The organism is Paraburkholderia sp. 40 (assembly GCF_050434105.1).
Taxonomy (GTDB): Bacteria; Pseudomonadota; Gammaproteobacteria; order Burkholderiales; family Burkholderiaceae; genus Paraburkholderia; species Paraburkholderia tuberum.
In genome coordinates, this window is record NZ_JBNPVY010000002.1 from 1,662,861 (window position 1) to 1,689,275 (window position 26,415).

The following is a 26,415-nucleotide window of genomic DNA, read 5'->3' on the forward strand; positions in this document are numbered from 1 at the left end:
TTGCACTAGCTTTTCCCTAGGGAAAACCCCTATAATCGCGACTAAGGGAAAACCCTGGCAATGCAGTCACTAACCGGGAGTCGCCATGAGCTACATCTTTGCACTGTTCCAAAAGGTCAGCGACCTCTTTGCGTCGCCCCATCTGCCGCTGGATTCGGACTATTCGTACGCAGCGCGTGCCCGTGAAGCACAGCGTCTGCGCCGCGCGCAGGCCACGCTGTTCGGCATCAAGCTGACGGACTAAAACCACCCGCACCTCCCGAGCGCGCGACAACGCGCCGGGCGCGCACCTCGAGTGCGCTTCTCATTGGGCCACTATTCGCGAAACGCGGATCGTGGCTTTTTGTTTTTTGGGGCTCTCTTATCGCGATGCACCATTGCGCAACGAGACAGACGTATCAGCGCCAGGCCCCCATGTCTGTCCGGCTCCTTGCGAAATATTTCGGGGCCGAAATGAATGTAACCAGCTTTCGCGCTGATTCAGCGAGTCGAATGAAAGCATCGCCCCTAAGCCTTTGTTGAATGAAGCGCGAAAGCGACACCGCGCTTCCATCATCAGGCCCCATCTATGAAATGCTCGCTTACAAGTGCTAACGTCTTCACGCGATCCGGGCCGCTAAAGTGAGTCTCAAGCGTACGGCGTCTGGTTCGGCTCACAAGCGAAGCGAACGAAGCGAATCGCACGATCCGAGCAAACACGGACGCTGGCCTGGAATAAAACTTTGACGGGAGGTCATTATGAAAAACTTTGGCAAGGCATCGCGCTCGCTGATCGCAACGCTGCTCGCGGGCGGCGCACTCGTCGCGGCTGGTAGCGCATTCGCGCAAGACCGCGTGATCGTCGAACACGGTCCGGCACCAGTCGTGTACGGCCAACCGCATATGATGCCGGTGGGCGTGTCGATCAACATGGGCTGGCATGGCGATCGTTACTGGGACGGCCACCGCTACTGGGAGCACGACGAGTGGATGCGCCATCATCCGCGCGACTACGATCCGCACCACCGCGGCGGCGATCGCGACGATCACCGCCCGCCGCCCCCGCGCTACTAAAGCGCGCCTGATGGCGCCGCAACAGGCGGCGTGAGTCCACGAAGCCGGTCTTCCCTCGAGGGGAAGGCCGGCTTCGTCGCATTTGGGCGTGCGACTCCGACCGTGGTATCGCAGCGTGCTGCGCTATGCTTCGGGGCTTTCATCGACGGCAGCGGGAGCGCGTGTGGACAAGACGACACAGGATGTAGCGATAGGGGTGGTGGGCACGGGACTGATGGGCGTCGGCATTGCGACGCAGGCCGCGTTGCATGGATACCGGACGATCGTTCACGACGTTGATCCGGCGCGACTCGCGAGCGTCGCGCCGAAAGCGCAAGCCGTGCTCGACGAACTGATCGACGCGGGCCGTATCGACGATGCTGCCAAACAGGCGGCGCTCGCGCGCATCGAAACCAATGCGCGACTCGATGCGATCGGGCAAGCGCGCTTCGTGATCGAGGCGATTCCCGAAGTGCTCGAACTCAAACACCGCCTCTACGCGACGCTGACCAGCCTGCTCGCCGATGATGCGATCCTCGCGAGCAACACCAGCGGCTTCCCGCCCGACCAGCTTGCCACCCCGCTGCGCGCGAAAGAACGCTTCGTGATCGCGCATTTCTGGAACCCGCCGCACATGATTCCGCTCGTCGAGGTCGTGCCGGGCACCGAGACCGCGCCCGAAGTCGTCCAGCAAACCGCCGGACTGATGAGCGCGATCGGCATGGAGCCGGTCGTGCTCGCGAAGGCGATTCCGGGCTTCGTCGGTAATCGGCTGCAGTTCGCGGTGCTGCGCGAGGCGTTGCACATCGTGCGTTCGGGGGCAGCGACGCCCGAGGTCGTCGATCGCGTGATGAAAGCTTCGCTGGGACGCCGCTGGGGCATCGTCGGACCATTCGAGGGCGCGGACATGGGCGGACTCGACACCTTCGTCGACATCGCGTCGCATTTGATGCCGCGACTCGCGAAAGACGAGGACGTGATCGATCTGCTGCGCGCGCAGGTCGACGCGGGGCGTGTCGGCGTGCGCAGCGGCGCTGGGTTTCATGACTGGGATGAAGCGCGCATCGCGCGGGTAAAGGAAGGGCGCAAGCGCGTGATCGGGCGCGGCTAGTGCGGTATAAATAGCCGTTCCGTGCCTGGTACTCCGCCGCTTTTCGCGCTAACTGACACACGCGTCGCAAGCGAACCTAAATCAACTCCAAGCCAACCCCAAGCCACTTCATGTCTCACTACTTCTACGACCCCGCCGCCGGTCACGGCCTGCCGCACGATCCTTTCAAGGCGATCGTCGCGCCGCGGCTGATCGGCTGGATTTCGTCGCGCGATGCCGAAGGCACGCTCAATCTTGCGCCATACAGCTTTTTCGGCGCGTTCGCGACCTTTCCGCCGATCATCGGTTTTAGCAGCGAGGGCCGCAAGGACAGCCTCGCCAACATCGAGGCGACCGGCGAATTCGTTTGGAATCTCGCCACCCGGCCGCTCGCGGAGCAGATGAACCGCTCGTCGGCGCCGGTCGCGCCGCACGTCGACGAGTTCGCATTGGCCGGGCTCACGGCGGCGCCGGGCCGCAACGTGGCGGTGCCACACGTGGCCGAATCGCCGGCGGCGCTCGAATGCAAGCTGCTGCAGATCGTGCGTCTGCACGATGTCGACGGCAAGCCGATGGACAACTATCTGTCGCTCGGCCAGGTGGTCGGCGTGCATATCGACGACGCGTATCTGAAGGACGGCCTGTTCGACACGCACGCCGCGCAGCCGATCATGCGCGCGGGTTATCGCGCCGACTATGCGCAGATCGGCGAGATGTTCCAGATGATCCGGCCAACGGCCTGAACTCGCCCTCAGCAGCTTCCGCTGATTAGCGGATCGCTCAGGGTGTCACCGGCGGCGGCTTGCGTGGGGACTGCGCGGACGGTTTTGCCGCGGAGTCACTGTTGCCGCTCCCGCTCCCGCCCACGGGCGCATCCACTTCAACCTCGACGACCGCAGCCGCGACCGGCGCGGCCGCCGTGACTTCCGCCGCAATCGCCGCGGGCACCGGCTGGATCGGGCGCGCACGCGAGCTGACGAGCACCGCGCGCGGTTCATTGTCGTAAATCACGGCCCGCACGCGCGGATAAATGTCCCGCTCCCAGCGACGTCCGCTGAACACGCCGTAGTGGCCGACGCCCGTTTGCACGTGATGCGTCTTCAGATACGGCCGCAGACGATCGCACATGTCCTGCGCGGCGAGCGTCTGACCGACCGCGCAGATATCGTCCTTTTCACCTTCCACGGTCAGCAATGCGGTGCGGCGAATCTTCGACGGCTCCACCAGACGCCCCTCGACTTCGAGCGCGCGTAACGGCAGCGCATGCTGCTGGAACACGGTGTTGACGGTCTCCAGATAGAAGTCGGCGGTCAGATCCATCGTCGCGAAGTACTCTTCGTAGAACGTGCGAATCGTGTCGGCTTTCCGCGGATCGCCCTTGCCGCGCTCGTAGTACATCGTTTCGAACGAGTCGGCGTGGCGGCCCGGATTCATCGCCATGAACGCGGCCAGCTGCACGAAACCCGGATACACGCGACGATGCGCGCCGGCAAACCCGAACGGCACCGCGCTGATCAGGTTGCGCTCGAACCACTCGATCGGCCGGCTCCTGGCCAGTTCGTTGACGCGCGTCGGATTGATGCGCGTGTCGATCGGGCCGGCCATCAGCGTCATGCTGGCCGGCTGCGCGGGATGGTCGTCGGCCGCCATCAGCGCGACGGCGGCGAGCGCTGCGACGGTCGGTTGACAGACCGCGAGCAGATGCGTGCCGGACCCGATCGTTGCGGTGAAGTCGATCACGTGGCGCACGAATTCATCGAAGCCGAAGCGGCCTTCGCCGAGCGGCACGTCGCGCGGGTTGTGCCAGTCGGTGATATAGACGTCGTGCTCGGTCAGCATCGTGCGCACGGTTGCGCGCAGCAGCGTCGCGAAGTGGCCCGACATTGGCGCAATCATCAGCACGCGCGGCTGCGGCGTTGAAAGCACGGCGTCCTTGCGAAAATGCAGCAGCGAGCAGAACGGCGTGCGCGCGACGACTTCCTCGACCACCGCGACCGGCTCGCCTTCGGTGACGACGCTGCCGATGCCGAACGGCGGCCGCTTCGGCGTGAGTCCGCCGAGCATGAGAAGTTCGCACGTCGCGCGCAGCGAGCGTCCGTGCGGCGTAGCCGCGAATGCGGACCACGCATCGAGCGAACGGTTCGCCAGCGCCGCGCCGTGCCGCAGCGGTAGCAGCAGGTCGGCGCAGGCCTGATAGGCGGGATAGGCGAACAGATTCATACTTTCACTCGAATGCGCCAGAAAGCCAGGAACTCGAATAAAAGCAAGTGATGCGCCAGGCGCTGGCGCGCGTTGCCCCCTGTGTCGCGTCATATCTGCGTGGGTCGGCATATCACTTGCGTGCATAGGCGAAATGGGCCGGCCTTGCCGCGCTTTGGTGCGCGCGCGCACCGCGGCGTGCATGGGTGCAGGCACGCGCGGCGCGATGCCCGATCTGGAGGACACACGTATGGGAAATACTACGCTCACGATAAGCAGCAGGAATTATTCGTCGTGGTCGCTGCGCGGCTGGCTGCTGACGAAGTTCAGCGGCTTGCCGTTCGAAGAAATCGTGGTGCCGATCGACGACCCCGCGACGCGCGCAGAACTACTGCTGCTGTCGCCGTCGATTCTGGTGCCATGCCTCGTGCACGACGGCGTCAAGGTCTGGGACACGCTGGCGATCGCCGAATATCTGCACGAGCTGAAACCGCAAGCCGCGCTGTTGCCGCACGAGATCCGCGCCCGCGCGCATTGCCGCTCTATCTGCGGCGAGATGCATTCGGGGTTTGCGTCGTTGCGCTCGGCGCTGCCGATGAACCTGAAGGCGCATTTCCCGGGCTTCAAGGTATGGGCGCGCGCGCAGTCGGATATCGAGCGGATCGTGACGATCTGGCGTGAATGTCTGAAGGAGTACGGCGGCCCGTTCCTGTTCGGCGAGCGGACCGCCGCAGACGCGATGTACGCACCGGTGGTTACGCGTTTCGTGACCTATGACGTGCAACTCGATCCGGATATGGTCGAATACGGGCAGCGCATCATGGCGCTGCCCGAAATGCGCGAGTGGATCGCGCTCGCGCGTCAGGAGGTCGAGGAGATCGATGAACTGGACGTCGAGTTCTGAGCGCGGCGGCCGCCGTCCGCGGCCGTCCGCATCAAGCAGATCCGTCAGCCGCGCTCGCCTTCGAGCTTGAACACGCTGACCAGTTGCGCGAGCCGCGCAGCCTGCTCGCGCAACTCGGCCGCCGCGGCTTCCGCATCGACGACGATCGTCGCATTCTGCTGCGTCGCCTCGCCGATCTGCGTGACCGCCAGGTTGACCTGCTCGATGCCGCCCGACTGCTCGCGCGACGCGACATTGATTTCGCTCATGATCGCGCGGACCTGACCGACCTGAGTGACGATTCCCTGCATCGTCGCGCTCGCTTCTTCGGCGATGCGAAAACCGCTGTCGACGTTCGCGCTCGACACCGCGATCACCCCCTCGATCTCCTTCACCGCCGCCGCGCTGCGCTGCGCGAGCGCGCGCACTTCCGACGCGACGACCGCGAAACCCTTGCCGTGCTCGCCCGCGCGCGCCGCTTCGACGGCCGCGTTCAACGCGAGGATGTTGGTCTGGAAGGCGATGCCCTCGATCACCGTCGTGATCTCGGCGATCTTCTGCGACGAGCGGCCGATCTCGCCCATCGTCGACACCACGCGCTCGACCGCGCGGCCGCCTTCGAGCGCGGCGTCGGCGGCGTGGGTGACGAGGGTGTTCGCTTCGGTCGCGTGATCGGCATTCTGCTGCACGGTCGACGTGATCTGCTCCATGCTCGCCGCGGTCTCTTCGAGGCTGCTCGCCTGGGTCGCGATGCGCATCGCGATGTTGCCGCTGCCGGTGGCGATCTTCTCGGTGCCCGCCGACATGTCGGCCGACGCGTTGCGCACCTGCGCGACGATGCGCGCGAGGCCTTCGCCGATGCCGTCGATCGCCAGCATCAGGCGGCCGATCTCGTCGGCGCGCGCGCGGCCGTGCTGCGCGACGCGCACGCTCAGATCGCCCGCGGCGAGACGCTCCGACGCACGCGCGGCTTCGTCGAGCGGACGGCTGACGAGCCGCCGCACCGCGACGAGGAACACGATCGCGAACAGGCCGACCAGCGCGAGGCCGAGCAGCATGAAGGCGTTGCGGGTGCGCACGACCTCGGCCATCACTTCGTCGCGCGGCGCGACGCCGCCGACGAGCCACTGCCACTCCGGCACCGTGACGAACGACACGAACTTGTCGCGCGCGTCGCTCTCGCCGAGCGTCGCGTCGGCCGAGCGGTAGTCGAGCTCGCCCTGCTTCATGTCGAGCATGCGCTGATACGGCGCGTTGGCGTCGTCGGCTTTCTCGCCCGCGGCGGCCGGATGCACGAGCAGCTTGCCGCGCTCCGCGCCGCTCGACGCGTCGAGCACGAAGTAATAGCCGCTCGCGCCGATCTTCAGCGCGTGGATGCCGTCCTGGACCGACTGGATCTCCTTGTCCACGTCGACGCCGACGAACAGCGCGCCGATCACGCGGCCGCTCGCGTCGGCGATCGGCCGGTACTGCGTGATCATGCGCTTGCCGAACAGCATGGCGAGGCCGGTGTACGAGCGGTTCGCGAGCAGCGGCGCATACGCCGGCCCCTTGCGGTCGAGCAGCGTGCCGACCGCTCGGGTGCCGTCCTGCTTCTTCAGCGAGGTGGTCACGCGCATGAAGTCGTCGCCGCTGCGCGCAAACACGGTCGCGACCGCGCCGCTGCGTTCGAGGAACTGGTCGGGAATCGTGAAGTCGAGATTCAGCACCTTGCCGCCGGCCTTGAAAGTCGGCGTCGCGGTGCTCCCGATGTCGACTTTCTGCGTGTCGTCGAGCGAGAAGTCGGTGGGCAGGAAGCTCGCGAACAGCGCCATCGACCGATCGACTTCGGCCGACAGCGCCTTGTCGAACAGCTCTATCATCGCCGCGATCGAGCGGTCTTTTTCGGCGATGCGGGCGAGCACCTGGTCGCGCACCTGGTCGCCGGCGGCGCGCGCGAGCGCCCACGCGAAGGTGCTGATAATCAACGCGACCAGCACGCAGGAGAGCACGGCAAGCCGCGCGCCGACGCTGGCGCGGCGCAAGAAGAGAAAGTTCATGGGCAGGCGTGAAAAGGGGACAGGCGACGCGCGCGTCGGGCATGGCCGCGAACGGCATCGATTTACTGGTTTACGGCTCGGGAGACGGCAGCTTTAGGGCGACTGAAAGCCGCCCGTAATAGGCTGAAAGGGGCCACAAAAAACGGGCCCCGAAAAAGGGACGAGGCGGAATGCGGAAGGTGTTGCTGCGTTGCTCAGCGCACCGGATCGACGGTTCGGCCGGGCGCGCTTCGCCACGTCCGCAACAACAACGCATTGGTGACGACGCTGACGCTCGAAAACGCCATCGCCGCGCCCGCGAGCATCGGATTCAGCAAGCCGAACGCGGCCAGCGGAACGCCGATCAGGTTGTAGACGAATGCCCAGAACAGGTTCTGCTGGATCTTGCGCCAGGCTCTGCGCGAGATGTCGATCGCGTCGGCGACGAGCGCCGGGTCGCCGCGCATCAGCGTGATGCCGGCGGCATGCATGGCGACGTCGGTGCCGCTCGCCATCGCGATGCCGATGTCGGCGGCGGCGAGCGCGGGCGCGTCGTTGATGCCGTCGCCCGCCATCGCGACGATGCCGGCGTGGCGCATCTTCAGGTCGCGGATCACGCGGGCCTTGTCGTCGGGCAGCACCTCGGCGTGGAATTCGTCGATGCCGAGCGCCCGCGCGACGCTCGCCGCACTGCCGCGGTTGTCGCCAGTCACGAGCACGCTGCGGATGCCCATCTGCGCGAGCCGCGCGACGGCCGCGCGCGCGGTCGGCTTCACCGTGTCGCCGAACGCGATCAGCGCGAGCGCTTCGGGGGCGTGAGGCGCGCGCGTCATCAGCCACGACACCGTGTTGCCCGCCGCTTCGAGTTCCTGCGCGCGCGCGGCAAGCGCGGTCGGCAGCGCGATGTCGAGCTCGCGCAGCCAGCGCGTGCTGCCGAGGGCGAGCGTGCGGCCGTCGACGTCGGCTTCGACGCCCCGGCCGGCGACGGCGCGAGCGGCGGTGGCGCCTGGCCCGCCCTCGTGTTCGCCGGCCATTTGCCCGAGCTGAGCCTCGTGCGCGCGCATCACCGCTCGCGCGAGCGGATGATCGCTATGCCGCTGCACCGCCGCCGCGAGCGCGAGCGCTTGGTCGCGGCTCAAGCCGACGACCGGCTCGAACGCCGTTACCGATGGTTGGCCGAGCGTCAACGTGCCGGTTTTGTCGAACGCGACGATCGACACGCGATGCGCGATTTCCAGCGCTTGCGCGTCCTTGATCAGCACGCCGTGGCGCGCGGCGACGCCGGTGCCGGCCATGATCGCGGCGGGCGTCGCGAGGCCGAGCGCGCACGGGCAGGCGATCACCAACACCGCGACCGCGTTCAGGATCGCGGTTTCCGCGCCCGCGCCGGCGAGCAGCCAGCCGATCAGCGTCAGCGCGGCGAGCGCGAGAATCGCCGGCACGAAGACTTCGCTGACGCGGTCGACGAGCCGCTGGATCGGCGCCTTCTCGGCCTGCGCGCTTTCGACGAGCCGGATGATGCGCGCGAGCGTCGTCTCCGCGCCGATCGCGGTGGTCGTCACTACGAGCGCGCCTTCGCCGTTGATCGAGCCGGCCGTGACGGCGTCGCCGGTCTGTTTCGGCACCGGCAGGCTTTCGCCGGTGATCAGCGCTTCGTCGATATGCGTGCGGCCTTCGAGCACTGCGCCGTCGACCGGTACGCGCTCGCCCGGCCGCACGATCACGACGGTGCCGACCCGCACCTGCGCGAGCGGCACCTCGCGTTCGCCGGCGCCGTCGCGGATGCGCGCTCGCTCGGGGCGCAGCGCGTTGAGCGAGCGGATCGCGTCGGTGGTCTGGCGCTTGGCGCGCGCCTCGAGCCACTTGCCGAAGCGCACCAGCGTGATCACGACCGCCGATGCCTCGAAGTACAGATGCATCGTGTCGCCCGGATGCATCGCGAGTTCGTAGACGCTGATGCCGTACGCCGCCGATGTGCCGAGCGCAACCAGCAGGTCCATGTTACCCGCGCCGGCGCGCACCGCGCGCCAGGCTGCGCGATAGAAGCGCGCGCCGAATACGAACTGCACGATCGACGCGAGCACGAATTGCAGCCAGGCTGGCAGCATCGCGTGGAGGCCGAACCATTCGCCGAACATCGGTGCGACGAGCGGCAGCGTCAGCAGCGCGGACGCAACGACGCTCGCGAGGTCGCGGCGGGTTTGAATCCGCTTGCGGTCGACGACGGGGGCGTGGGTCGTGTCGAGGATGTCGCTTTCGTCGCCGGACGCGGCGATAGCTGCCGTTGTCCTGGTTGGAGCGGCAGCAGCGGGCGGCGCGCTCAACGTCGCTTCGTAGCCAGCTTTCCTGACGGCGGCGATCAGCGCGCCGGTATCGGCGGATGCGGTGCCTTGTGGATGAACGGTGGCGGTTTCGGTCGCCAGATTGACCGACGCGCGCGCGACCCCAGGCACCTTCGCGAGCGCTTTTTCGACGCGCAACGCACAGGCTGCGCAGGTCATGCCGCCGATCTCCAGTTCAATGGTTCCCGGCGTGGCGGCGGGTGTCGCGGTTTGCGTCGCGGTTGGCGCGGCAAGCTCGGCGTTCGCGACCGGCGTCGCTTCGTATCCGGCCTTGCGCACGGCATCGGCCAGTTGCTGAGGCCCGAGCGTCGCGTCGCTTTCCACGCGGGCGCGCTCGGTCGCGAGATTCACCGACGCGCGCGCCACTCCCGGCAGCTTGGTCAGTGCTTTCTCGACGCGGCTCGCGCACGACGCGCAAGTCATCCCGCCGATGTCGAGTTCGACGACGCGCGTGGGCGAAGAAGAAGCGGCAGCGTCGGCGGGGCGCTGCGGGTTGGCAAGTGCGGTCATGGCAGGCGAGGCTCGTGGCGGCATTGGGCCGCATCGTGAATCCAGTATTGACCTTCCCATGACGGGAAGGTCAAGGCCGGATTATGCGGCCGTCGTCAGAACGCCGGCGGCGCATCGAGCATCGCCTGTCCCACCGCCTTCTGTTGATCGCCGTCGCGCGCGAGCAGCGTTTGCGCGGCGCCGCGCCGGTCTTCGGCCGCCTTGTTCTGCCCGAGCTTCCATTTGCCGACGAGCCGCGTTACCTCGATCTCGATACCGACGATCGCGCCGAGCATCTGCGCGATGTAGTCGGCGGGCGCGTCGCCCATCTTCCATGGCACCGGCTCGCCGGCTTCCATCTCGCGCGTGAGTCGCGCGACGAGACCGCGCACGAACGATTCATCGTCATGCACCACGATCCTGCCATGTGCATGCACGACCATATAGTTGTAGGTCGGCACCTGCTTGTGCGTTTCGTGTTTGCTCGGATACCAGCTCGGGGAAATATAGGCGGTCGGCCCCTGGAAGATCGCGAGCGCTTCGGGATGGGTCGCGGCTTCCTGCCAGACGGGGTTCGCCCGCGCGACGTGCGCGCGCAGCACCAGACGTGACGAATCCGCCGCATCCGCCTGGGCCTCGAACGGCAGATGATTCGCATCGAGCCCGTTGGGGCCGTGCGTAATCAGCGCGCCGAACGGGTGCTCGGCGATCAGGCGATGAAGAACCTCTGGACGGTTCTCTTCGAAATGGGCGGGCATGTACATTGAAGTATTCCGAATGCAGGACGACGAAAGAGTGGAGGCGAACGGCTCAACTGGCGGATCGACGAATGCGCGAATCAAAAAAGCATGGCGCGCTCGCGCGAGCCGTTGGCGCGGGAACATAATGTGACAGCGACGCCGATTGTCACATCGGTGACGCGCCTGCGCGCTGTGAGCCACAATTCCCTGCTTTGTGCTTGCCTGGCTAGCAAGGATACGATACAACGCGGTGTTGTCGGAATCGCAATCCGCGGACTCGCTGCGCAGTGTTTCGGGAGAACCGCGCATGCACCAGGCGCTGCACACCGGCATCCCCCATAGGACTGCACGTTCCGCACTCTGAACGAATGATAAAAAATCTCCGAGAACTGTTTTTGCTTCAACGAACCTGCGCGTCGCTCGCGGGTCTGGCACTGCTGGCCAGTTGCGCGTCGACCCCCACCGCGACGCAACAACGCACCGGCTGGATCAAGGACGAAGTCGCCGACTCCTACGTATTCGGCTATCCGCTCGTGCTGATGAGCGCCGCGCGCGATGCGGCGGTCGGCACCGAGCCGGGTCAGGCGCCTTTCAACACGCTGCGTCACGCGCAGGCGCTGCCGCCGATCGGCGCGACCAATCCGCCGCAGCCGAGCCTCGACACGCTCGACTCGACCGGCTGGCTCGACCTTGCCGCCGAGCCGGTGATCCTGGCGCTACCTGATTCGCATGGCCGTTACGTCGATGCTCGCGTGCTCGACATGTGGACCAACGTCGCGTGGTCGACCGGGCCGCAGTTCGCCGCGGGCACGGGCACCGCGAAGGGCTTGCGCGCGCAGACGATCGCGTTCGTCGCACCGGGCTGGAAGGGCGAGCTGCCGAAGGGCGCAAAGCGCGTCGAAGTGCCGACACGCAACGCATGGATCAGCGTGCGCATCCAGTCGAACGGCGCGCGCGATCTGAACGCGGTGCGCAAGCTGCAGCACGCGATCCGTCTGGAGCCGCTGAGCGTGTTCGTCGGCGACGCGGAGCCGGCGGTGCCGCCGCGCGGTTACGCAAGCGGCGTCGCGGGCCCGAGCGGCACGCCGGCGCAGCAGGTCACCGCGCTCGACGCGAGCGGCTTCTTCGGCCGTCTCGCCGACGCGTTGCCTGACAATCCACCGACACCGGCCGATCCGCACGCGCTCCAATTTCTCGCCGACCTCGGCGTGACGCCGGGCGATCCTGTGAAGCTGCCGGAGTCATCCGATGCGCTCGCGGCCGGTCTCGCCGACGGTCGCGATCGCGTCGCGACGCCGCCGTCGAATCTGCTGAGCGCGAACGGCTGGAGCTGGTTCGGCGATGCCGTCGGCAACTACGGTCCCGACTATGGGTTGCGCGCGTATGCGGCGAGCACACAGTTGGGCCTCGGTACGAAGGACGACGAAGTACGCGCGTTCGTCACGCAGGACAGCGACGGCAACACGCTGAACGGCGCGAATCGCTATGTGATCCACTTCGCGGCGAACCAGCTGCCGCCGGTGCGCGGTTTCTGGACGATCACCGCGTATACGAAGGATGGCGCGCTGAGCGAGAACGCGCCGACGCGGCTCGCGGTTGGCGATCGCAATGGCGCGCGCCGCAATCGCGATGGTTCGCTCGACGTGGTCGTGTCGTCGACGCGCAGCCGGACCGGTAACTGGCTGCCCGCACCGCGCGCGGACATGCAACTGGTGCTACGCCTGTATGCGCCGAAGCCGCAAGCCACCGACGGCAGCTGGCAGCCACCCCCGGTCGTGCGGCAATGATGTGAACGGCGCGCGGGCAAACCGCGCGCCGTCCGGTTTCGTTATCTAACGCTCGCGAAAATCTCGTTCGCGGGAAAGCCAGTCAGTCAGCAGCACGAATCGTCAAGGCGGGCCTGACATTCCTGTCTAACCATTGATTCACGCCTTATACTGCCGCTTGCGGGATCTCTGTTTTTCGCGGCGGGCTTGCCGCCGCATTCCTCCACATCGAGCATGGCAAGCCTCAATAAAGCATCGTTAGCCTCCTCCATACAGACCGTGCGCGCAGTCGCGCAGTCGCGCCGTACGCGACGGATTCTCGTCGGTCTGCTGATCTTCGTCGTCTTGTTCGGCCTGCTCGGCTTTTTCGCGGCGCCGCCGCTGATCCGCCACATCGCGAGCCAGCAACTGAGCAAGCAGCTCGACCGGCCGGCGTCGATCGGCCGCATCGCGCTCAATCCGTACACGCTGCGTTTCGAGGCCGACAACGTGCATATCGGCGAGCGCGGCGGCGCGGGCGACTTCGTCGATATTTCGCGGCTCATCGTGAAGCCGTCGTGGAGTTCGCTGTTTCGCGGCGCGCCCATCGTCGACGAAGTGCAGGTCGATTCGCCGCGCTTTCATATCGTTCGCCTCGATGCGCAGCACTTCAATTTCAGCGACCTGATCGAGAAATTCGCGAATCAGCCGGCAAAACCGAATAGCAAGCCGACGCAGTTCTCCGTCTCCAACATTCGCGTCGAAAACGGCCAGATCAGGTTCGACGACCGGCTGCTCCGCACGAGCCACGTGATCGATCAATGGAAGCTCGGCATTCCGTTCATCGCGACGCTGCCGTCGAAGACCGATATCTTCGTCGAGCCGCTGCTGCGCGCGCGTCTCGACGGTGACAGTCAGCTCGCGATCGACGGCAGGACCAAGCCGTTCGCGGCGTCGCGCGAGTCGGAAGTGTCGCTGCGCTTCGACGAGCTCGACGTGCCGAAGCTGGTGTCTTACGCGCCGTCGAAGCTGCCGGTGATCGTGCAGTCGGGCAAGCTGTCCACCGACCTGAAGCTGAACTTCGAGATGTCGAACGACACGCCGTCGCTGCGCGTCGCCGGCACCGTCGATCTGAACGACGTCAACGTGCAGGATCAAGGCAAGGCGCCGTTTTTCGCGGCGCGCGCCGTGCATGTGACGGCGGCATCGCTCGAACCGTTGAAGAGCATCTATCACTTCGACGATATCCGCATCGACGCGCCGAGCGCGAGCCTCGCGCGCGACAAGGACGGCGTATTGAGCGTCGAGCATATGTTCGCGCCCGCGCCGGAAAAAACCACGCCAAAGGAAACCGCGGACGCGAATGCCAACGCCAAAACCGCCGCCGCCGAAAAGGCGGCCCCGCCGTTCGACGTCGCGATCAAACGTTTCACACTCAACGACGGCACCGTGAACGTACACGACGAAGCCGTGTCGCATCCAGTAGAAGCCGGGCTGCAAAACCTCGCAGTTACGCTGACCGATTTCTCGACGCTCGCGTCGGCGCCAGCGCACTACACGCTGAACACGAACCTGAAAGACGGCGGCGGTTCGCTCGCCGCCGACGGCACGGTCGGCCTCGCGGCGAAGACGGCGAGCGCGAAGCTCGATCTGAAGTCGCTGAAGCTGCCGCCGTTGCAGCCGTATCTGGATACCGCGACGTCCGCGCAGGTGCTCGACGGCGCGTTGTCCGCGACGACGAATATCGACGCGAACTGGTCGAAGTCGCCGATGGCGCTGACGGTCGCGGACACGCAGCTGGACATGCAGGCGGTGAAGCTCGCGGCGCGCGGCGGCAAGACGCCGGTGATCTCGCTCGCGCAGGGTAACGTGGTAGTCAAACAGGTCGACGTCGCGGCGCGCACGGCCGACGTGACGAGCGTAGACGTAACCGGTCTCGCGGTCGACGCGCAGCGCCTGAAGGACGGCACCATCAATCTGAATGCGCTCGCGGGGGCGCATCAACAGGCGACGGAGCGCACGGCGATCCACGCGGCGAAACAAGCGCACGCCGAAGGCCCCGCATGGCGCTACAAGATCGCCGAATTGACGCTCAAAGATGCGACCGCCGATTTCACCGACAACACGACGCCGCAGCCGGTCAAACTGAGCTTTGCGCCGGTGCAGCTGAAGGTGCGGCAGATCAGCGACGACTTGGGCCGTCCGCTGCCGGTCGACCTGCAGGCGACGTTGAACAAGAAGGGCACGCTCGCTGTGAAGGGCGACGTGACCGCGACGCCGCTAAAGCTGGCCGTCAAGATCAACGCGAACCAGCTCGACGCGGCCGCGTTCGAGCCGTACTTCGGCAGCAACCTGAACGCGACGCTTGCGAGCGCGCTGCTGAACGCGAACGGCGATCTCGCGGTCACCCAGGCTAAGTCGCTGAAAGCGAACTTTCGCGGCGACATGGCGCTCGTCGCCGTGCGCATGCTCGACAAGGTGACGTCGGACCCGTTCGTGGGCTGGGGCTCGCTCGCGCTGTCGAACCTCAAGGCCGACTACGACGAGCACGGCACCGTCGTCGACGCGGGCCGCGTGACGTTCTCGAAGTTCTATGGGCGTGTGCTGCTCGACGCGCAAGGCAAGCTGAATCTGAAGGATGTGGTCGCGCACGAGGGCGGTACGACGCAGTCGCTGACGCGCGACAAGAGCGGCTCGCACCCGATTCCGCTGACGCCCGAGGCGGTGTCCGAGGCAGTCGCGGCGTCGGCGCCGGTCGCGGCATCTGCTGCAACGCCCGGCATGCCTGCCGCCACGGCCGTCGCCAGCGCCACGGCCGCGAGGCCGCCAGCAAACCCGGTCAAGATGCACGTCGGGCAACTGGTGTTGCAGCAGGGCCGCGTGACCTATACCGACAACTTCATCAGGCCGAACTACACGGCGAACCTCGTCGCCATTCAGGGCACGATCGGCGCGTTCGGTACGGAATCGACGACGCCCGCGCCGGTCGACGTCGCCGCGAAGCTCGCGGCCAACGGTCCGCTGACGATCCGCGGCACCATTAATCCGCTGATCGCGAAACCGGCGCTCGATCTGACCGCGACCGCGCACGACATCGAGCTGACCAACCTGACGCCGTATTCGGCGAAATACGCGGGCTATCCGATCACGAAGGGCAAGCTCAACGTCGATCTGCATTACAAGCTCGAGAACGACCAGCTGAATGCGAACAACCACCTGTTCATCGATCAGCTGACGTTCGGCGATCACGTCGACAACGACACCGCGACCAAGCTGCCGGTGCGTTTCGCGATCTCGCTGCTGAAGAACTCGCGCGGCGAGATCGACGTGAACCTGCCAGTGTCGGGCTCGTTGTCGAACCCCGAGTTCAGCATCGGCGGGCTGATCTGGCATGCGGTGCTCAATCTGCTCGAAAAGGCGGTGACCGCGCCGTTCTCGCTGATCGCGCACGCGTTCGGCGGCAATGGTGAGGACCTCGGTTACGTCGAATTCGAGGCCGGCTCGGCGACGCTCACCGATGCGGACAAGCAGAAACTCGACACGATCGTGACGGCACTCACCGACAAGCCGTCGATCCGCATGGACCTGATCGGACGCGTCGATCCGAAGGTCGACGAGCCGGCGCTGCGCACGCAGTACGTCGATCAGATGGTCAAGCGGCAGAAGATCAAGGACGCGGTGGGTAACGGCGAGAGCGTCGATCCGTCGACGGTCACGGTCGATCAGCAGGACTACGACAAATATCTGACCAAGGCCTACAAGTCCGCCGACTTCAAGAAGCCGCGCAACTTCATCGGTATGACGAAGACGCTGCCCGACGACGACATGAAGGGCGCGCTCGCGGCCAACGCACCGATCGACGACGCGAGCTTGCGGCAACTCGCGCAGCGGCGCGCGCAGAGTGTGCAGCAGTACCTGGAAGGCAAGATCGACAGCAGCCGCGTGTTTATCGTCGCGCCGAAGATGAATGCCGACGACATCAAGGACAAGGGTGCGACGACGCGGGTCGATTTCGGCTTGAAGTGATGGAGGAGTCGCGGCGCGTGAGCCGTGGCGTTCGGCGAGCCGATAAAAAAAGCCCGACCTCAGGTCGGGCTTCAAAGTCGGCTGCGCCCTCCACAGGACGCAGCCCCTGCAAAACAGCGAGGCTGTATGCGTTGCCGCGAGGCTTAAGCAGCCAGCAGCGAGCGCAGCACGAACGGCAGAATCCCGCCGTGCTTGTAGTAGTCGACTTCGATCGGCGTGTCGATACGCAGCAGCACCGGAACGCGCTTGTCGCCGTCCTTGCCGTGGATCACGAGCGTGACTTCCTGTTGCGGCTTGAAGTCGTCGCCGAGGCCTTCGATGTCGTACGTTTCTTCGCCGGTGATGCCGAGCGACTGCACGCTATCCGAGCCCTTGAACTGCAGCGGCAGAACGCCCATGCCGACCAGGTTCGAACGATGGATCCGCTCGAAGCTGCGTGCGACCACAGCCTTCACGCCCAGCAGTTGCGTGCCCTTGGCCGCCCAGTCGCGCGACGAGCCCGTGCCGTACTCTTCGCCCGCGAACACGACGGTCGGCGTACTGGCGTCGATGTACTTCATCGCTGCGTCATAGATGGACAGCTGTTCGCCGCTCGGCTGGTGAATCGTCAGGCCGCCTTCGACGCGCGAGCCGTCCGCCTTCGCCGGGATCATCAGGTTCTTGATACGGACGTTCGCGAACGTGCCGCGCATCATCACGTCGTGGTTACCGCGCCGCGAGCCGTAGCTGTTGAAGTCGGCCTTTTGCACGCCGTTTTCCTTCAACCAGCGGCCTGCTGGCGAGTCTTCCTTGATCGAGCCTGCCGGGCTGATGTGGTCGGTCGTGACCGAGTCACCGAAGATGCCCAACGCGCGTGCGCCCTTGACCGGCGCGATGCTGGAAGCCGGCGTCATCGAGAAGTCCTTGCCGAAGAACGGTGGCTCGGCGATGTAGGTCGACTTCGGCCAATCGTAGACCTGACCTACTTCGCCCTCGATCTTGCTCCACAGGTCGCCCTTCTTCGTGAGCTGGGAGTAGTTCTTGCGGAACGCGTCGGCATCCAGCGCGTACTTCAGCAGCGCGTTGACTTCTTCGCTGGTCGGCCAGATGTCGCCGAGGTAGATGTCGTTGCCGCTCTTGCCCTTGCCGACCGGCTCGGTCATCAGGTCGCGCGTGATGTTGCCGGCGATCGCGTACGCGACGACGAGCGGCGGCGACGCGAGGAAGTTCGCGCGGATGTTCGGGTGAATCCGCGCTTCGAAGTTACGGTTGCCCGACAGCACGGCTGCCGCGACGATGTCGTTCTTCGTGATCGCTTCGTTCAGTTCCGGCGTCAGGTCACCCGAGTTACCGATACAGGTCGTGCAGCCGTAAGCGGCCAGCGTGAAACCGAGCTTGTCGAGGTACTTCAGCAGGTCAGTTTTCGTCAGGTACTCGGTGACGATGCGCGAGCCCGGAGCGAGCGAAGTCTTGATGTGCGGCGCGACGGTCAGGCCAGCCTCGACAGCCTTCTTCGCGAGCAGACCGGCGGCCAGCAGCACGCTCGGGTTCGACGTGTTCGTGCACGACGTGATCGCGGCGATCAGCACGTCGCCGTTCTTGACGTCGACGCCGTTGCTGGTCGTATATTGCGCGTCGAGATCGGCGGCCTTCTTCGCAAAGCCGTTTTCAGCGACCGGCTTCGAGAACAGGTCCGTGAAGGTCGACTTCACGTGGCCGATCTCGATGCGGTCCTGCGGACGCTTCGGGCCTGCCAGCGACGGCGCGACCGTGGCGAGATCCAGCGTGACGACCTTCGTGTAGTCGATGTCGCCTTCGCCCGGAATGCCGAACAGCTGCTGCGCCTTGAAGTAGTTTTCGAACGCAGAGATTTCCGCGTCCGTGCGGCCCGTGCCGCGGAAGAAGTCGATGGTTTTTTCGTCGACCGGGAAGAAGCCCATTGTTGCGCCGTATTCCGGCGCCATGTTGCCGATCGTCGCACGGTCCGGCACCGACAGCGAGCGCGTGCCTTTGCCGAAGAACTCGACGAACTTGCCGACGACCTTCTCCTTGCGCAGCAGTTCGGTGATCGTCAGCACGAGGTCGGTCGCCGTCACGCCTTCGATCAGCTTGCCCTTCAGGTGCACACCGACGACGTCCGGCGTCAGGAAGTACACCGGCTGGCCGAGCATGCCTGCTTCGGCTTCGATCCCGCCCACGCCCCAGCCGACCACGCCGATGCCGTTGATCATCGTCGTGTGGCTGTCCGTGCCGACCAGCGAATCCGGGTAGTACACGGTGTCCGCGCCGTCGGCCTTCTTGTGCACGCCGCGCGCGAGGTACTCGAGGTTCACCTGGTGAACGATGCCGACGCCCGGCGGCACGACCTTGAACGTGTCGAACGCCTGCATGCCCCACTTCATGAACTGATAGCGCTCGTTGTTGCGCTGGAATTCCAGCTTCATGTTCAGGTCGAGCGCGTTCTTCTCGCGGAAGTGGTCGATCTGCACCGAGTGGTCGACGACCAGATCGACCGGCACCAGCGGCTCGATCGACTTCGGGTTCTTGCCGACGGCCTTCGCGACGCCGCGCATCGCGGCGATGTCGGCGAGCAGCGGCACGCCGGTGAAGTCCTGCAGCACGACGCGCGACACGACGAACGGAATTTCGTCGACGCGCGCCGCGGTCGGCTTCCAGTTCGCGAGTTGCGTGACATGTTCTTCGGCGACTTTCTTGCCGTCGTAGTTGCGCAGCACCGATTCCAGCACGATACGGATCGAGACCGGCAGGCGGTCGATCTTGAGGTTCAGAGCCTTGCCGAGTTGCGGCAGGGAGTAGAACTTGCCTTTGCCGGAACCGCTGTCGAATTCCTTGAGCGTTTTGTGGAGGTTGTGGGCCATGGTGTTTTCCTTGGTTTGGATCGCGGAACTACAGTACTCAACCTAGATGACGTACAGATCGACGTATTCATTGACCGGCGTCGCTTCGAGCTTGGCCTGGTCGAGCGATACGTCGAGAATCGCCAGTTGTTGCTTGACCGGAAAGCGCCGCGCGAGGTTGGTCTTGAACTTCTCGACCAGCAACGGAATACCGTCTTCACGACGGCGCTTATGACCGATCGGGTATTCGACTACGACTTCACCGAACTTCGACCCGTCGTTGAATTCGATCGCCAGTGCGTTGGCGATCGAACGCTTTTCCGGGGCGTGATAGTCCTTCGTGAACTGTGGGTCTTCGACGCATTCCATCTTCGCGCGCAATGCATCGATACGCGAGTCCTGCGCGACTGAATCTTCGTAATCGGCAGCCGTCAGACGGCCGAAAATCAGCGGCACCGCGATCATGTACTGGATGCAATGATCACGGTCAGCCGGATTGTTCAGCGGACCCTGTTTATCGATGATGCGAATCGCCGCTTCGTGCGTGCGGATCGTGATGCGGCGAATGTCTTCGACGCGCCGGCCCTGCGCGGCGAGCTGCACATGCAGCGCGAGCGCGGCTTCCACGGCGGTTTGCGCGTGGAACTCGGCCGGAAACGAGATTTTGAACAGCACGTTTTCCATCACGTACGAGCCGTACGGACGCTGGAACTGGAACGCGTTGCCGTTGAACAGCACGTCGTAGAAGCCCCACGTTTTCGCGCTGAGCACCGACGGATAGCCCATCTCGCCGGTCTTCGAGATCAGCGCGAGGCGCACGGCGCGCGAGGTCGCGTCGCCGGCGGCCCACGATTTGCGCGAACCGGTGTTCGGCGCATGACGGTAGGTGCGCAGCGCCTGCCCATCGACGAGCGCCTGCGATACCGCGTTGATCAGCTCGTCGCGCGTAAGGCCGATCAGCTGGCCGACCACGGCGGTCGACGCAAGCTTGACGAGCAGCACATGATCGAGCCCGACCTGGTTGAACGAGTTCTCGAGCGCGATGCAGCCTTGAATTTCGTGCGCCTTGATCATGGCAATCAGGACGTCTTTCATCGTCAGCGGCGCTTTGCCGGCTGCGATGGCGGTGCGCGAGAGCCAGTCGGCCGTCGCGAGAATGCCACCGAGGTTATCGGACGGATGGCCCCATTCGGCGGCTAGCCAGGTGTCGTTGAAATCGAGCCAGCGGATCATCGCGCCGATGTTGAAGGCCGCCTGAACCGGGTCCAGCTGGAACGACGTGCCCGGCACCTTCGCGCCGTTGGGGACGATCGTGCCTGCCACGATCGGTCCCATCAGCTTGGTGCAGGCTGGGTAGGTAAGCGCCTCGAGTCCGCAACCGAGCGTGTCGATCAGGCAATGACGCGCGGTTTCCAGCGCGAGCGCGCTGTCGATCCGGTAATCCAGCACGTAGTCGACGATATCGACCAGGACGGCGTCCGGGGCGGGTCGTACGTTGGAGATCGGGGCGGACATCGGGGGCTTCCCTGGCGGCGAAAATCAGTTGCCGATCTTGTTGATCGCGTTCGATTGCGTTGCAGCCGGCGCGCCCTGTTCCATGGCGACCGTCTTGCACTCGTCCGCGAGACGCGAGCTGTCCTTGTCCTGGAACAGCATGGCCTTCGTCGGGATCACGACGAGGTCCATACCGGATGCTGCGTCGTGGAAGCGGTCGGCGCCCGTCGTGGTCGCTTCGCGCGGCAGGTTGTAGTTCTTGTTCGCCCAGTGAACCACGACGATCTGGTCGCGCTTCATGTCACCTTTCATTTCGAAAGCAAGGCCATCCTTGCACGACCACTTTTCCGCGCCTTCGGGAGTCGGATCGACCTTCGCTTCCTTCGCCGGATTCGCCTTGCGCTTGATCAGGCGGCGCGGCTCCGGGCGCTTTGCGACAGCCTTCTTCGTGGTGGTGGTGGCCGTGTCCGCAGCGGCGGCGTCAGTCGCGACGGTCAGCATCGTCGTGGACAGGGCGCCAATCATGGCGGCGATCATCAGCTTTTTCATGGAGAAAACCTTTCTATCAAAATCAGTTAAACAGTGCGCGGACGACCGGTCCGGCGGCCGCGTGGGTTGAACTGCACGCGCTGTGGAGCGCGCAGCGATCACTATTTTCTCCTATTTAGCGGCACGTACTTTAAATTCTCGGGTCCGGTGTAATTCGCGCTCGGCCGGATGATCTTGTTGTCGACGCGCTGTTCGATGATGTGCGCGCTCCATCCTGCCGTACGCGAGATCACGAACAGCGGCGTGAACATCGCGGTCGGCACGCCCATCATGTGATACGACACCGCGCTGAACCAGTCGAGGTTCGGGAACATCTTCTTTGCGTCCCACATCACCGATTCGAGCCGCTCGGCGATCGAGAACAGTTTCGTGTTGCCCGCTTCCTTCGACAGCTTCTTCGCGACTTCCTTGATGATCTTGTTGCGCGGGTCCGAGATCGTGTAGACCGGATGGCCAAAGCCGATCACGACTTCCTTGTTCTCGACGCGGCGGCGGATGTCGGCTTCGGCTTCGTCAGGCGTCTGGTAGCGCGACTGGATTTCGAACGCGGCTTCATTGGCGCCGCCGTGTTTCGGGCCGCGCAGCGCGCCGATCGCGCCGGTGATCGCCGAGTACATGTCCGAGCCCGTGCCCGCGATCACGCGGCCGGTGAACGTCGACGCGTTGAACTCGTGCTCCGCGTACAGGTTCAACGACACGTGCATCGCATCGACCCACGCCTTCGACGGCTCGACGCCATGCAGCAGATGCAGGAAATGCCCGCCGATCGAATCGTCGTCGGTTTCGACCTCGATGCGCTTGCCGTTGTGCGAGTAGTGATACCAGTACAGCAGCATCGAGCCGAGCGAGGCCATCAGCTTGTCGGCGATATCGCGCGCGCCGGGCAGGTTGTGATCGTCTTTCTCGGGCAGCACGGTGCCGAGCACCGACACGCCGGTGCGCATCACGTCCATCGGATGCGCGGCGGCCGGAATCCATTCGAGCGCGGCCTTCACGTTGGCGGGCAGGCCGCGCATCGACTTCAGCTTCGTCTTGTACGCGGTCAGTTCGGCCTGCGTCGGCAGCTTGCCGTGAACCAGCAGATAAGCGATCTCCTCGAATTCGCACGCCTCGGCGATGTCGAGAATGTCATAGCCGCGATAGTGCAGATCGTTGCCGGTCTTGCCGACCGTGCACAGCGCGGTGTTGCCCGCGGTCACGCCCGACAGCGCGACGGATTTCTTTGGTTTGAAGCCGCTTTGCGTTTCGTTGTCGCCTGTTGCGCCAGCGGCTTGCGTCGTCTCGCTCATGTTCCGCCTTCTCCTGTGTGCCGGCTCATCCTGCCGTTTGAAAAACGCGTCGCTTATGCCACAGACTGTCCGTTGGCGCCCACTTGCGCAAAAAGCGGCGCCGCTTCTTGTGGAACAGCGCGGCCGGTGGTTTGCGCGCGGCGCAGCACCGACCAGTAATAGCGGTAGCTCGCGCGGTCGTGTAGCGTATCGCCATGACGCGTCGGGCCCCAATGCGCGGACTGCGCGGCCAGCAGGATTTCGGTGGCCGTTGCGATTTCTTCGTCGCGCGGCGCGAACGCGGCGACGATCGCCTCGATCTGCGCGGGGTGGATGCTCCACATGCGCGTGTAGCCGAACTCGTTGCGGGCGCGCTGTGCGTCGTCCGCGACCACGCTCATGTCGCGCACTTCAGTGCTGACGTTGTGCGACGGCACCTTGCCGAACGCATGGCAGGCCGCCGAAATCTCGAGCTTCGCGCGCCGCACGAGCGGATGATCGAATTGGCCCGGCGAGCGCATCGCGGTATCGGGGATCGCGCCGTCGTGCGCGGAGACGAAGTCCATCAGGCCGAAGCTCAGCGCCTCGACGCCCGGCAGCGCGGCGAGTTCGAACACACGCGTAAGCGCGCCGTGGGTTTCGACCAGCAACTGCACCGGCACCGGCTGCGCGAGGCCGAGCTCGCGCCGCGTCGCCTCGATGAACGCGATCATTTCGGCGGCATCGTGAACATTGCGGATTTTCGGCAGCGTGATGTAAGCGGGTGCTCGCTTTGCGGCGCGCAGAATGAGGCGTACGTCGTCGCGCCAGTGCGCGTGAGCGAAGTCGTGGATGCGCACGCCGACGCGGCCGAAGCGGTCATGCTCGCTGCCCAGTAGCGATGCGACCAGTTCCGCGTGCTCAGCCTCGCGGCCGACCTGCGCGCCGTCTTCGCAATCGAGCGTGATATCGAACACCGGGCCGAGTTGCTGCTGTAACGCGAGCGACTTCAGCATCAGCTTTTCGCTGCCCGCGTAGTGATCGCAGGCAGGCAGCACAGCGGGCGGCGCTTCGCCCTCAAACAGCACTTCGGCGGGTGTGAGAACGCGCATCTTCGGCGTGTGGGGTGTGGTGAGGATTAAGGATGTCGGATTCGGGCGTGCTCTGCGCGAGTGCCGTCGGGCAACGGCAAAGCACGTTCGAATCAGAGGTGAATGGCGATGATCGCACGGCCATTCACACGAAAAAAACCGGAACCCGCCGCGCTGACGCTTCGGAGTTCCGGTTCATCGGCATCAGATGCTTAGCCGAGCAGGTGCTGAACGCCGTCGCGCTCTTCCAGCAATTCCTGCAGCGTGCCGTCCATCTTTTCGCGCGAGAACGCGTCGATTGCCAGACCTTCGACGCGCTTGTACTCGCCGTTTTCGCAGGTCACGGGCACGCCGTAGATGATGTCTTCAGGGATGCCGTACGAGCCGTCCGACGGGATGCCCATCGTGACCCACTTGCCGTTCGTGCCGAGCACCCAGTCACGCACGTGGTCGATCGCAGCGTTAGCCGCCGATGCCGCCGACGACAGGCCGCGCGCTTCGATGATCGCCGCGCCGCGCTTGCCCACGGTCGGGATGAACGTGTTGCGGTTCCATTCTTCGTCGTTGATCAGCTTGGTCAGGTCCTGACCTTCAGCCGTTGCAACGCGGAAGTCGGGGTACATGGTCGGCGAGTGGTTGCCCCACACTGCGAGCTTTTCGATCGACGCGACCGGCTTGCCCGACTTGGCGGCCAGTTGCGACAGCGCGCGGTTGTGGTCCAGACGGAGCATCGCAGTGAAGTTCTTCTTCGGCAGATCCGGCGCCGACTTCATGGCGATGTATGCGTTCGTGTTGGCCGGGTTGCCGACCACCAGAACCTTCACGTCGCGGCTGGCGACGTCGTTCAGCGCCTTGCCCTGAACCGTGAAGATTTCGGCGTTGGCCGACAGCAGATCCTTGCGCTCCATACCCTTCGAACGCGGACGCGCGCCGACGAGCAGTGCAATGTCGGCGTCCTTGAATGCGACCTTCGGGTCGTCCGTGATCACGACGCCCGACAGCAGCGGGAATGCGCAATCATCCAGTTCCATCACGACGCCTTTGACGGCGGCTTGCGCTTGCGGCAGATCGAGCAGTTGCAGGATCACCGGCTGGTCCTTGCCGAGCAGGTCGCCATTGGCGATGCGGAATAGCAGGGAGTAAGCGATTTGACCTGCGGCGCCGGTGACGGCAACGCGCTTTGCGGGCTTAGCCATTGAGAAATCTCCAGGACGATGCGTTAGACGCTAGGGAAAACGCCATTCTATATGCGCGTTCAGCGTAGCGTTATGAAACACGGCGGAATTCACTGTTCGCGTGCGGGCTCGGAATTGCCGAGACCGGGCGGCGCGCTGCGGCAAGACCGCCGTGCCGGAAAGCTGTACTGCGGAGCGGGACGGGATGGCCCAGGGCTTACACCGGGCCGGGGCCGCAACTGCACGGTGCGGGCTCCTGCAAACAGCGCGTTTCGGCAAGCATCGGGCCAGCGGGTGCAACACGGAGACAGCGCGCGAATGCAACGGATGGCGGCGAATCGAAACCTGAACTGCGTAGGGGACGGCATGGTGCAGAGTGGCTGCCGGAGCGTCGCGGCGCTGCATCAAACAGCCGCCGCAAAATCCCGCAAACCCTTGCTCGACAAGGAGTGTAGGAGTCGAAACAGACAAAGTCAACTGTATCTTATGTCTTATATAAGACACATCTATCGCGGGGAAAACCCTAGACGTGTCCCAGCCCTTTATGATGAAATGCGCGCATGAATTCGAACCCGGCGAATCCTGTGAACCCGAATGGCCAAGGGGCCGCCGGCGAAGGCGTATCCGCTGTTTCCGCTGCCGCGTCGCCTACCTTCAGCCCCTTATATCAGCAGATCAAGGGCTTGATTACGCAGAGCCTTGAAAGCGGCGAATGGAAGCCAGGCGAGATCATTCCTAGTGAAGTCGAACTGGCCGCCCGTTTCAAGGTGAGTCAGGGTACGGTGCGCAAGGCGATCGACGAACTCGCCGCCGACAACCTGCTGGTGCGCCGCCAGGGCAAGGGCACATTCGTTGCAACGCACAACGAAGAGCGCGCGCAGTTCCGTTTCCTGAGATTGCTCGCCGACGACGGCGCCGAGCATCCGCACGTGAGCCGTCTGCTCGAATGCCGGCGGCTGCGCGCATCGGCGGAAATCGCGCGGCAGCTCGATCTGAAGCCAGCCGATCCGGTCGTGCTGATCAAGCGTCTGCTGCAGTTCGACGGCGAAGTCACCGTGCTCGACGAAATCTGGCTGCCCGGCGTCGTGTTCCGCGGGCTCACGCTCGAGCGGCTGTCGGAGTACAAGGGTCCCCTCTACGCGATGTTCGAGACGGAATTCGGTACCCGCATGATTCGCGCGACGGAAAAAATCCGCGCGATCGCGGCGGAGCCTTCCGTGGCGGACCTGCTGCATGTGCCGGCGGGTTTTCCGTTGCTGTCGGTCGAGCGCGTGTCCTATACCTATGGGGACCGGCCGGTCGAAGTCCGGCGAGGTTGGTATGTCACAACCGGGTATTACTATCAGAACGACCTGAGCTGAATCGGGCTTAAACGAGGCGCGGCGTCCCACACGCGTGCCGATCGGAAGGCGCTTTCAATGCGCGCGCGGCAAAGGACCCAGCGTGGTTTTCGCTGCA

18 protein-coding genes are annotated in these 26,415 nt (G+C 64.8%); 8 read left to right on the plus strand and 10 right to left on the minus strand.

From position 1 onward, the window contains the following. The first annotated feature begins 85 nt into the window (after positions 1-85). The 4 genes from OKW28_RS09005 to OKW28_RS09020 all read left to right on the plus strand — a co-directional run bounded on the left by OKW28_RS09005 (position 86) and on the right by OKW28_RS09020 (position 2,865). Positions 86-244: a hypothetical protein gene (locus OKW28_RS09005; protein ID WP_429444878.1), complete on the plus strand. Its 159-nt coding sequence runs from the start codon at positions 86-88 to the stop codon at positions 242-244. Between the two features lie 494 nt (positions 245-738). Then, entirely contained in the window at positions 739-1,053 is a 315-nt protein-coding gene (locus OKW28_RS09010) for a hypothetical protein (protein ID WP_429444879.1), read from the plus strand. Between the two features lie 214 nt (positions 1,054-1,267). Beyond that, a complete protein-coding gene (locus OKW28_RS09015; protein WP_429446902.1) occupies positions 1,268-2,143 on the plus strand; it encodes a 3-hydroxyacyl-CoA dehydrogenase family protein in 876 nt (291 codons plus the stop codon). Positions 2,144-2,253: 110 nt separating this feature from the next. Further along, positions 2,254-2,865: a flavin reductase family protein gene (locus OKW28_RS09020; protein ID WP_429444881.1), complete on the plus strand. Its 612-nt coding sequence runs from the start codon at positions 2,254-2,256 to the stop codon at positions 2,863-2,865. A gap of 37 nt (positions 2,866-2,902) precedes the next feature. Here the strand turns inward: OKW28_RS09020 and OKW28_RS09025 are convergent, their stop codons facing one another. Continuing rightward, complete coding sequence (locus OKW28_RS09025; protein WP_429444883.1) at positions 2,903-4,342, minus strand: polyhydroxyalkanoate depolymerase; 1,440 nt, start codon at positions 4,340-4,342, stop codon at positions 2,903-2,905. Between the two features lie 229 nt (positions 4,343-4,571). On the opposite strand from OKW28_RS09025, the gene OKW28_RS09030 reads away from it, so the two are divergent. Next, positions 4,572-5,225, plus strand: a complete 654-nt coding sequence (locus tag OKW28_RS09030) for a glutathione S-transferase family protein (protein WP_429444885.1) — start codon at positions 4,572-4,574, stop codon at positions 5,223-5,225. A 44-nt stretch (positions 5,226-5,269) separates the two neighbouring features. Here OKW28_RS09030 and OKW28_RS09035 read toward each other — a convergent pair whose 3' ends face one another. From OKW28_RS09035 to OKW28_RS09045, 3 genes are all read right to left on the minus strand, one after another. Beyond that, positions 5,270-7,243 (minus strand): methyl-accepting chemotaxis protein, encoded by a 1,974-nt coding sequence (locus OKW28_RS09035; protein WP_429444887.1) that lies wholly within the window; start codon positions 7,241-7,243, stop codon positions 5,270-5,272. A 194-nt stretch (positions 7,244-7,437) separates the two neighbouring features. Continuing rightward, positions 7,438-10,074, minus strand: a complete 2,637-nt coding sequence (locus OKW28_RS09040; RefSeq protein WP_429444889.1) for a heavy metal translocating P-type ATPase — start codon at positions 10,072-10,074, stop codon at positions 7,438-7,440. Positions 10,075-10,169: 95 nt separating this feature from the next. Continuing rightward, positions 10,170-10,817 (minus strand): FMN-binding negative transcriptional regulator, encoded by a 648-nt coding sequence (locus OKW28_RS09045; protein ID WP_429444891.1) that lies wholly within the window; start codon positions 10,815-10,817, stop codon positions 10,170-10,172. A 344-nt stretch (positions 10,818-11,161) separates the two neighbouring features. Between OKW28_RS09045 and OKW28_RS09050 the strand changes: the two genes are divergently transcribed. Both OKW28_RS09050 and OKW28_RS09055 read left to right on the plus strand, forming a co-directional pair. Beyond that, positions 11,162-12,580 (plus strand): DUF1254 domain-containing protein, encoded by a 1,419-nt coding sequence (locus OKW28_RS09050; protein WP_429444893.1) that lies wholly within the window; start codon positions 11,162-11,164, stop codon positions 12,578-12,580. A 213-nt stretch (positions 12,581-12,793) separates the two neighbouring features. After that, positions 12,794-16,564 (plus strand): DUF748 domain-containing protein, encoded by a 3,771-nt coding sequence (locus tag OKW28_RS09055; RefSeq protein ID WP_429444895.1) that lies wholly within the window; start codon positions 12,794-12,796, stop codon positions 16,562-16,564. 143 nt (positions 16,565-16,707) lie between these two features. On the opposite strand, the gene acnA is transcribed toward OKW28_RS09055, so the two are convergent. From acnA to OKW28_RS09085, 6 genes are all read right to left on the minus strand, one after another. Then, on the minus strand, positions 16,708-19,422 hold the full coding sequence (gene acnA / locus OKW28_RS09060) for an aconitate hydratase AcnA (RefSeq protein WP_429444896.1): 2,715 nt from the start codon (positions 19,420-19,422) through the stop codon (positions 16,708-16,710). A gap of 42 nt (positions 19,423-19,464) precedes the next feature. Then, a complete protein-coding gene (locus tag OKW28_RS09065) occupies positions 19,465-20,916 on the minus strand; it encodes a bifunctional 2-methylcitrate dehydratase/aconitate hydratase (RefSeq protein WP_429444898.1) in 1,452 nt (483 codons plus the stop codon). 24 nt (positions 20,917-20,940) lie between these two features. Then, on the minus strand, positions 20,941-21,444 hold the full coding sequence (locus tag OKW28_RS09070) for a hypothetical protein (protein WP_429444900.1): 504 nt from the start codon (positions 21,442-21,444) through the stop codon (positions 20,941-20,943). A gap of 101 nt (positions 21,445-21,545) precedes the next feature. Continuing rightward, positions 21,546-22,733, minus strand: a complete 1,188-nt coding sequence (prpC, locus tag OKW28_RS09075; protein ID WP_429444902.1) for a bifunctional 2-methylcitrate synthase/citrate synthase — start codon at positions 22,731-22,733, stop codon at positions 21,546-21,548. Between the two features lie 53 nt (positions 22,734-22,786). Beyond that, the gene (locus OKW28_RS09080) at positions 22,787-23,803 is read right to left on the minus strand and encodes an HpcH/HpaI aldolase/citrate lyase family protein (protein WP_429444904.1); all 1,017 of its coding nucleotides are present in this window, start codon (positions 23,801-23,803) and stop codon (positions 22,787-22,789) included. Between the two features lie 191 nt (positions 23,804-23,994). Further along, positions 23,995-24,978: a malate dehydrogenase gene (locus tag OKW28_RS09085; protein ID WP_090808272.1), complete on the minus strand. Its 984-nt coding sequence runs from the start codon at positions 24,976-24,978 to the stop codon at positions 23,995-23,997. A gap of 539 nt (positions 24,979-25,517) precedes the next feature. On the opposite strand from OKW28_RS09085, the gene OKW28_RS09090 reads away from it, so the two are divergent. Continuing rightward, positions 25,518-26,318 (plus strand): GntR family transcriptional regulator, encoded by an 801-nt coding sequence (locus OKW28_RS09090; RefSeq protein WP_429444906.1) that lies wholly within the window; start codon positions 25,518-25,520, stop codon positions 26,316-26,318. Positions 26,319-26,415: the final 97 nt, after the last annotated feature.

What these genes read in the sequence shown, in the direction of transcription:
- OKW28_RS09005 (WP_429444878.1), top strand. Translation starts at nt 86, where the DNA reads ATGAGCTACATCTTTGCACTGTTCCAAAAGGTCAGCGACCTCTTTGCG.
- OKW28_RS09010 (WP_429444879.1), top strand. Translation starts at nt 739, where the DNA reads ATGAAAAACTTTGGCAAGGCATCGCGCTCGCTGATCGCAACGCTGCTC.
- OKW28_RS09015 (WP_429446902.1), top strand. Translation starts at nt 1,268, where the DNA reads ATGGGCGTCGGCATTGCGACGCAGGCCGCGTTGCATGGATACCGGACG.
- OKW28_RS09020 (WP_429444881.1), top strand. Translation starts at nt 2,254, where the DNA reads ATGTCTCACTACTTCTACGACCCCGCCGCCGGTCACGGCCTGCCGCAC.
- OKW28_RS09025 (WP_429444883.1), bottom strand. Translation starts at nt 4,342, where the DNA reads ATGAATCTGTTCGCCTATCCCGCCTATCAGGCCTGCGCCGACCTGCTG.
- OKW28_RS09030 (WP_429444885.1), top strand. Translation starts at nt 4,572, where the DNA reads ATGGGAAATACTACGCTCACGATAAGCAGCAGGAATTATTCGTCGTGG.
- OKW28_RS09035 (WP_429444887.1), bottom strand. Translation starts at nt 7,243, where the DNA reads ATGAACTTTCTCTTCTTGCGCCGCGCCAGCGTCGGCGCGCGGCTTGCC.
- OKW28_RS09040 (WP_429444889.1), bottom strand. Translation starts at nt 10,074, where the DNA reads ATGACCGCACTTGCCAACCCGCAGCGCCCCGCCGACGCTGCCGCTTCT.
- OKW28_RS09045 (WP_429444891.1), bottom strand. Translation starts at nt 10,817, where the DNA reads ATGTACATGCCCGCCCATTTCGAAGAGAACCGTCCAGAGGTTCTTCAT.
- OKW28_RS09050 (WP_429444893.1), top strand. Translation starts at nt 11,162, where the DNA reads ATGATAAAAAATCTCCGAGAACTGTTTTTGCTTCAACGAACCTGCGCG.
- OKW28_RS09055 (WP_429444895.1), top strand. Translation starts at nt 12,794, where the DNA reads ATGGCAAGCCTCAATAAAGCATCGTTAGCCTCCTCCATACAGACCGTG.
- acnA (WP_429444896.1), bottom strand. Translation starts at nt 19,422, where the DNA reads ATGGCCCACAACCTCCACAAAACGCTCAAGGAATTCGACAGCGGTTCC.
- OKW28_RS09065 (WP_429444898.1), bottom strand. Translation starts at nt 20,916, where the DNA reads ATGTCCGCCCCGATCTCCAACGTACGACCCGCCCCGGACGCCGTCCTG.
- OKW28_RS09070 (WP_429444900.1), bottom strand. Translation starts at nt 21,444, where the DNA reads ATGAAAAAGCTGATGATCGCCGCCATGATTGGCGCCCTGTCCACGACG.
- prpC (WP_429444902.1), bottom strand. Translation starts at nt 22,733, where the DNA reads ATGAGCGAGACGACGCAAGCCGCTGGCGCAACAGGCGACAACGAAACG.
- OKW28_RS09080 (WP_429444904.1), bottom strand. Translation starts at nt 23,803, where the DNA reads ATGCGCGTTCTCACACCCGCCGAAGTGCTGTTTGAGGGCGAAGCGCCG.
- OKW28_RS09085 (WP_090808272.1), bottom strand. Translation starts at nt 24,978, where the DNA reads ATGGCTAAGCCCGCAAAGCGCGTTGCCGTCACCGGCGCCGCAGGTCAA.
- OKW28_RS09090 (WP_429444906.1), top strand. Translation starts at nt 25,518, where the DNA reads ATGAATTCGAACCCGGCGAATCCTGTGAACCCGAATGGCCAAGGGGCC.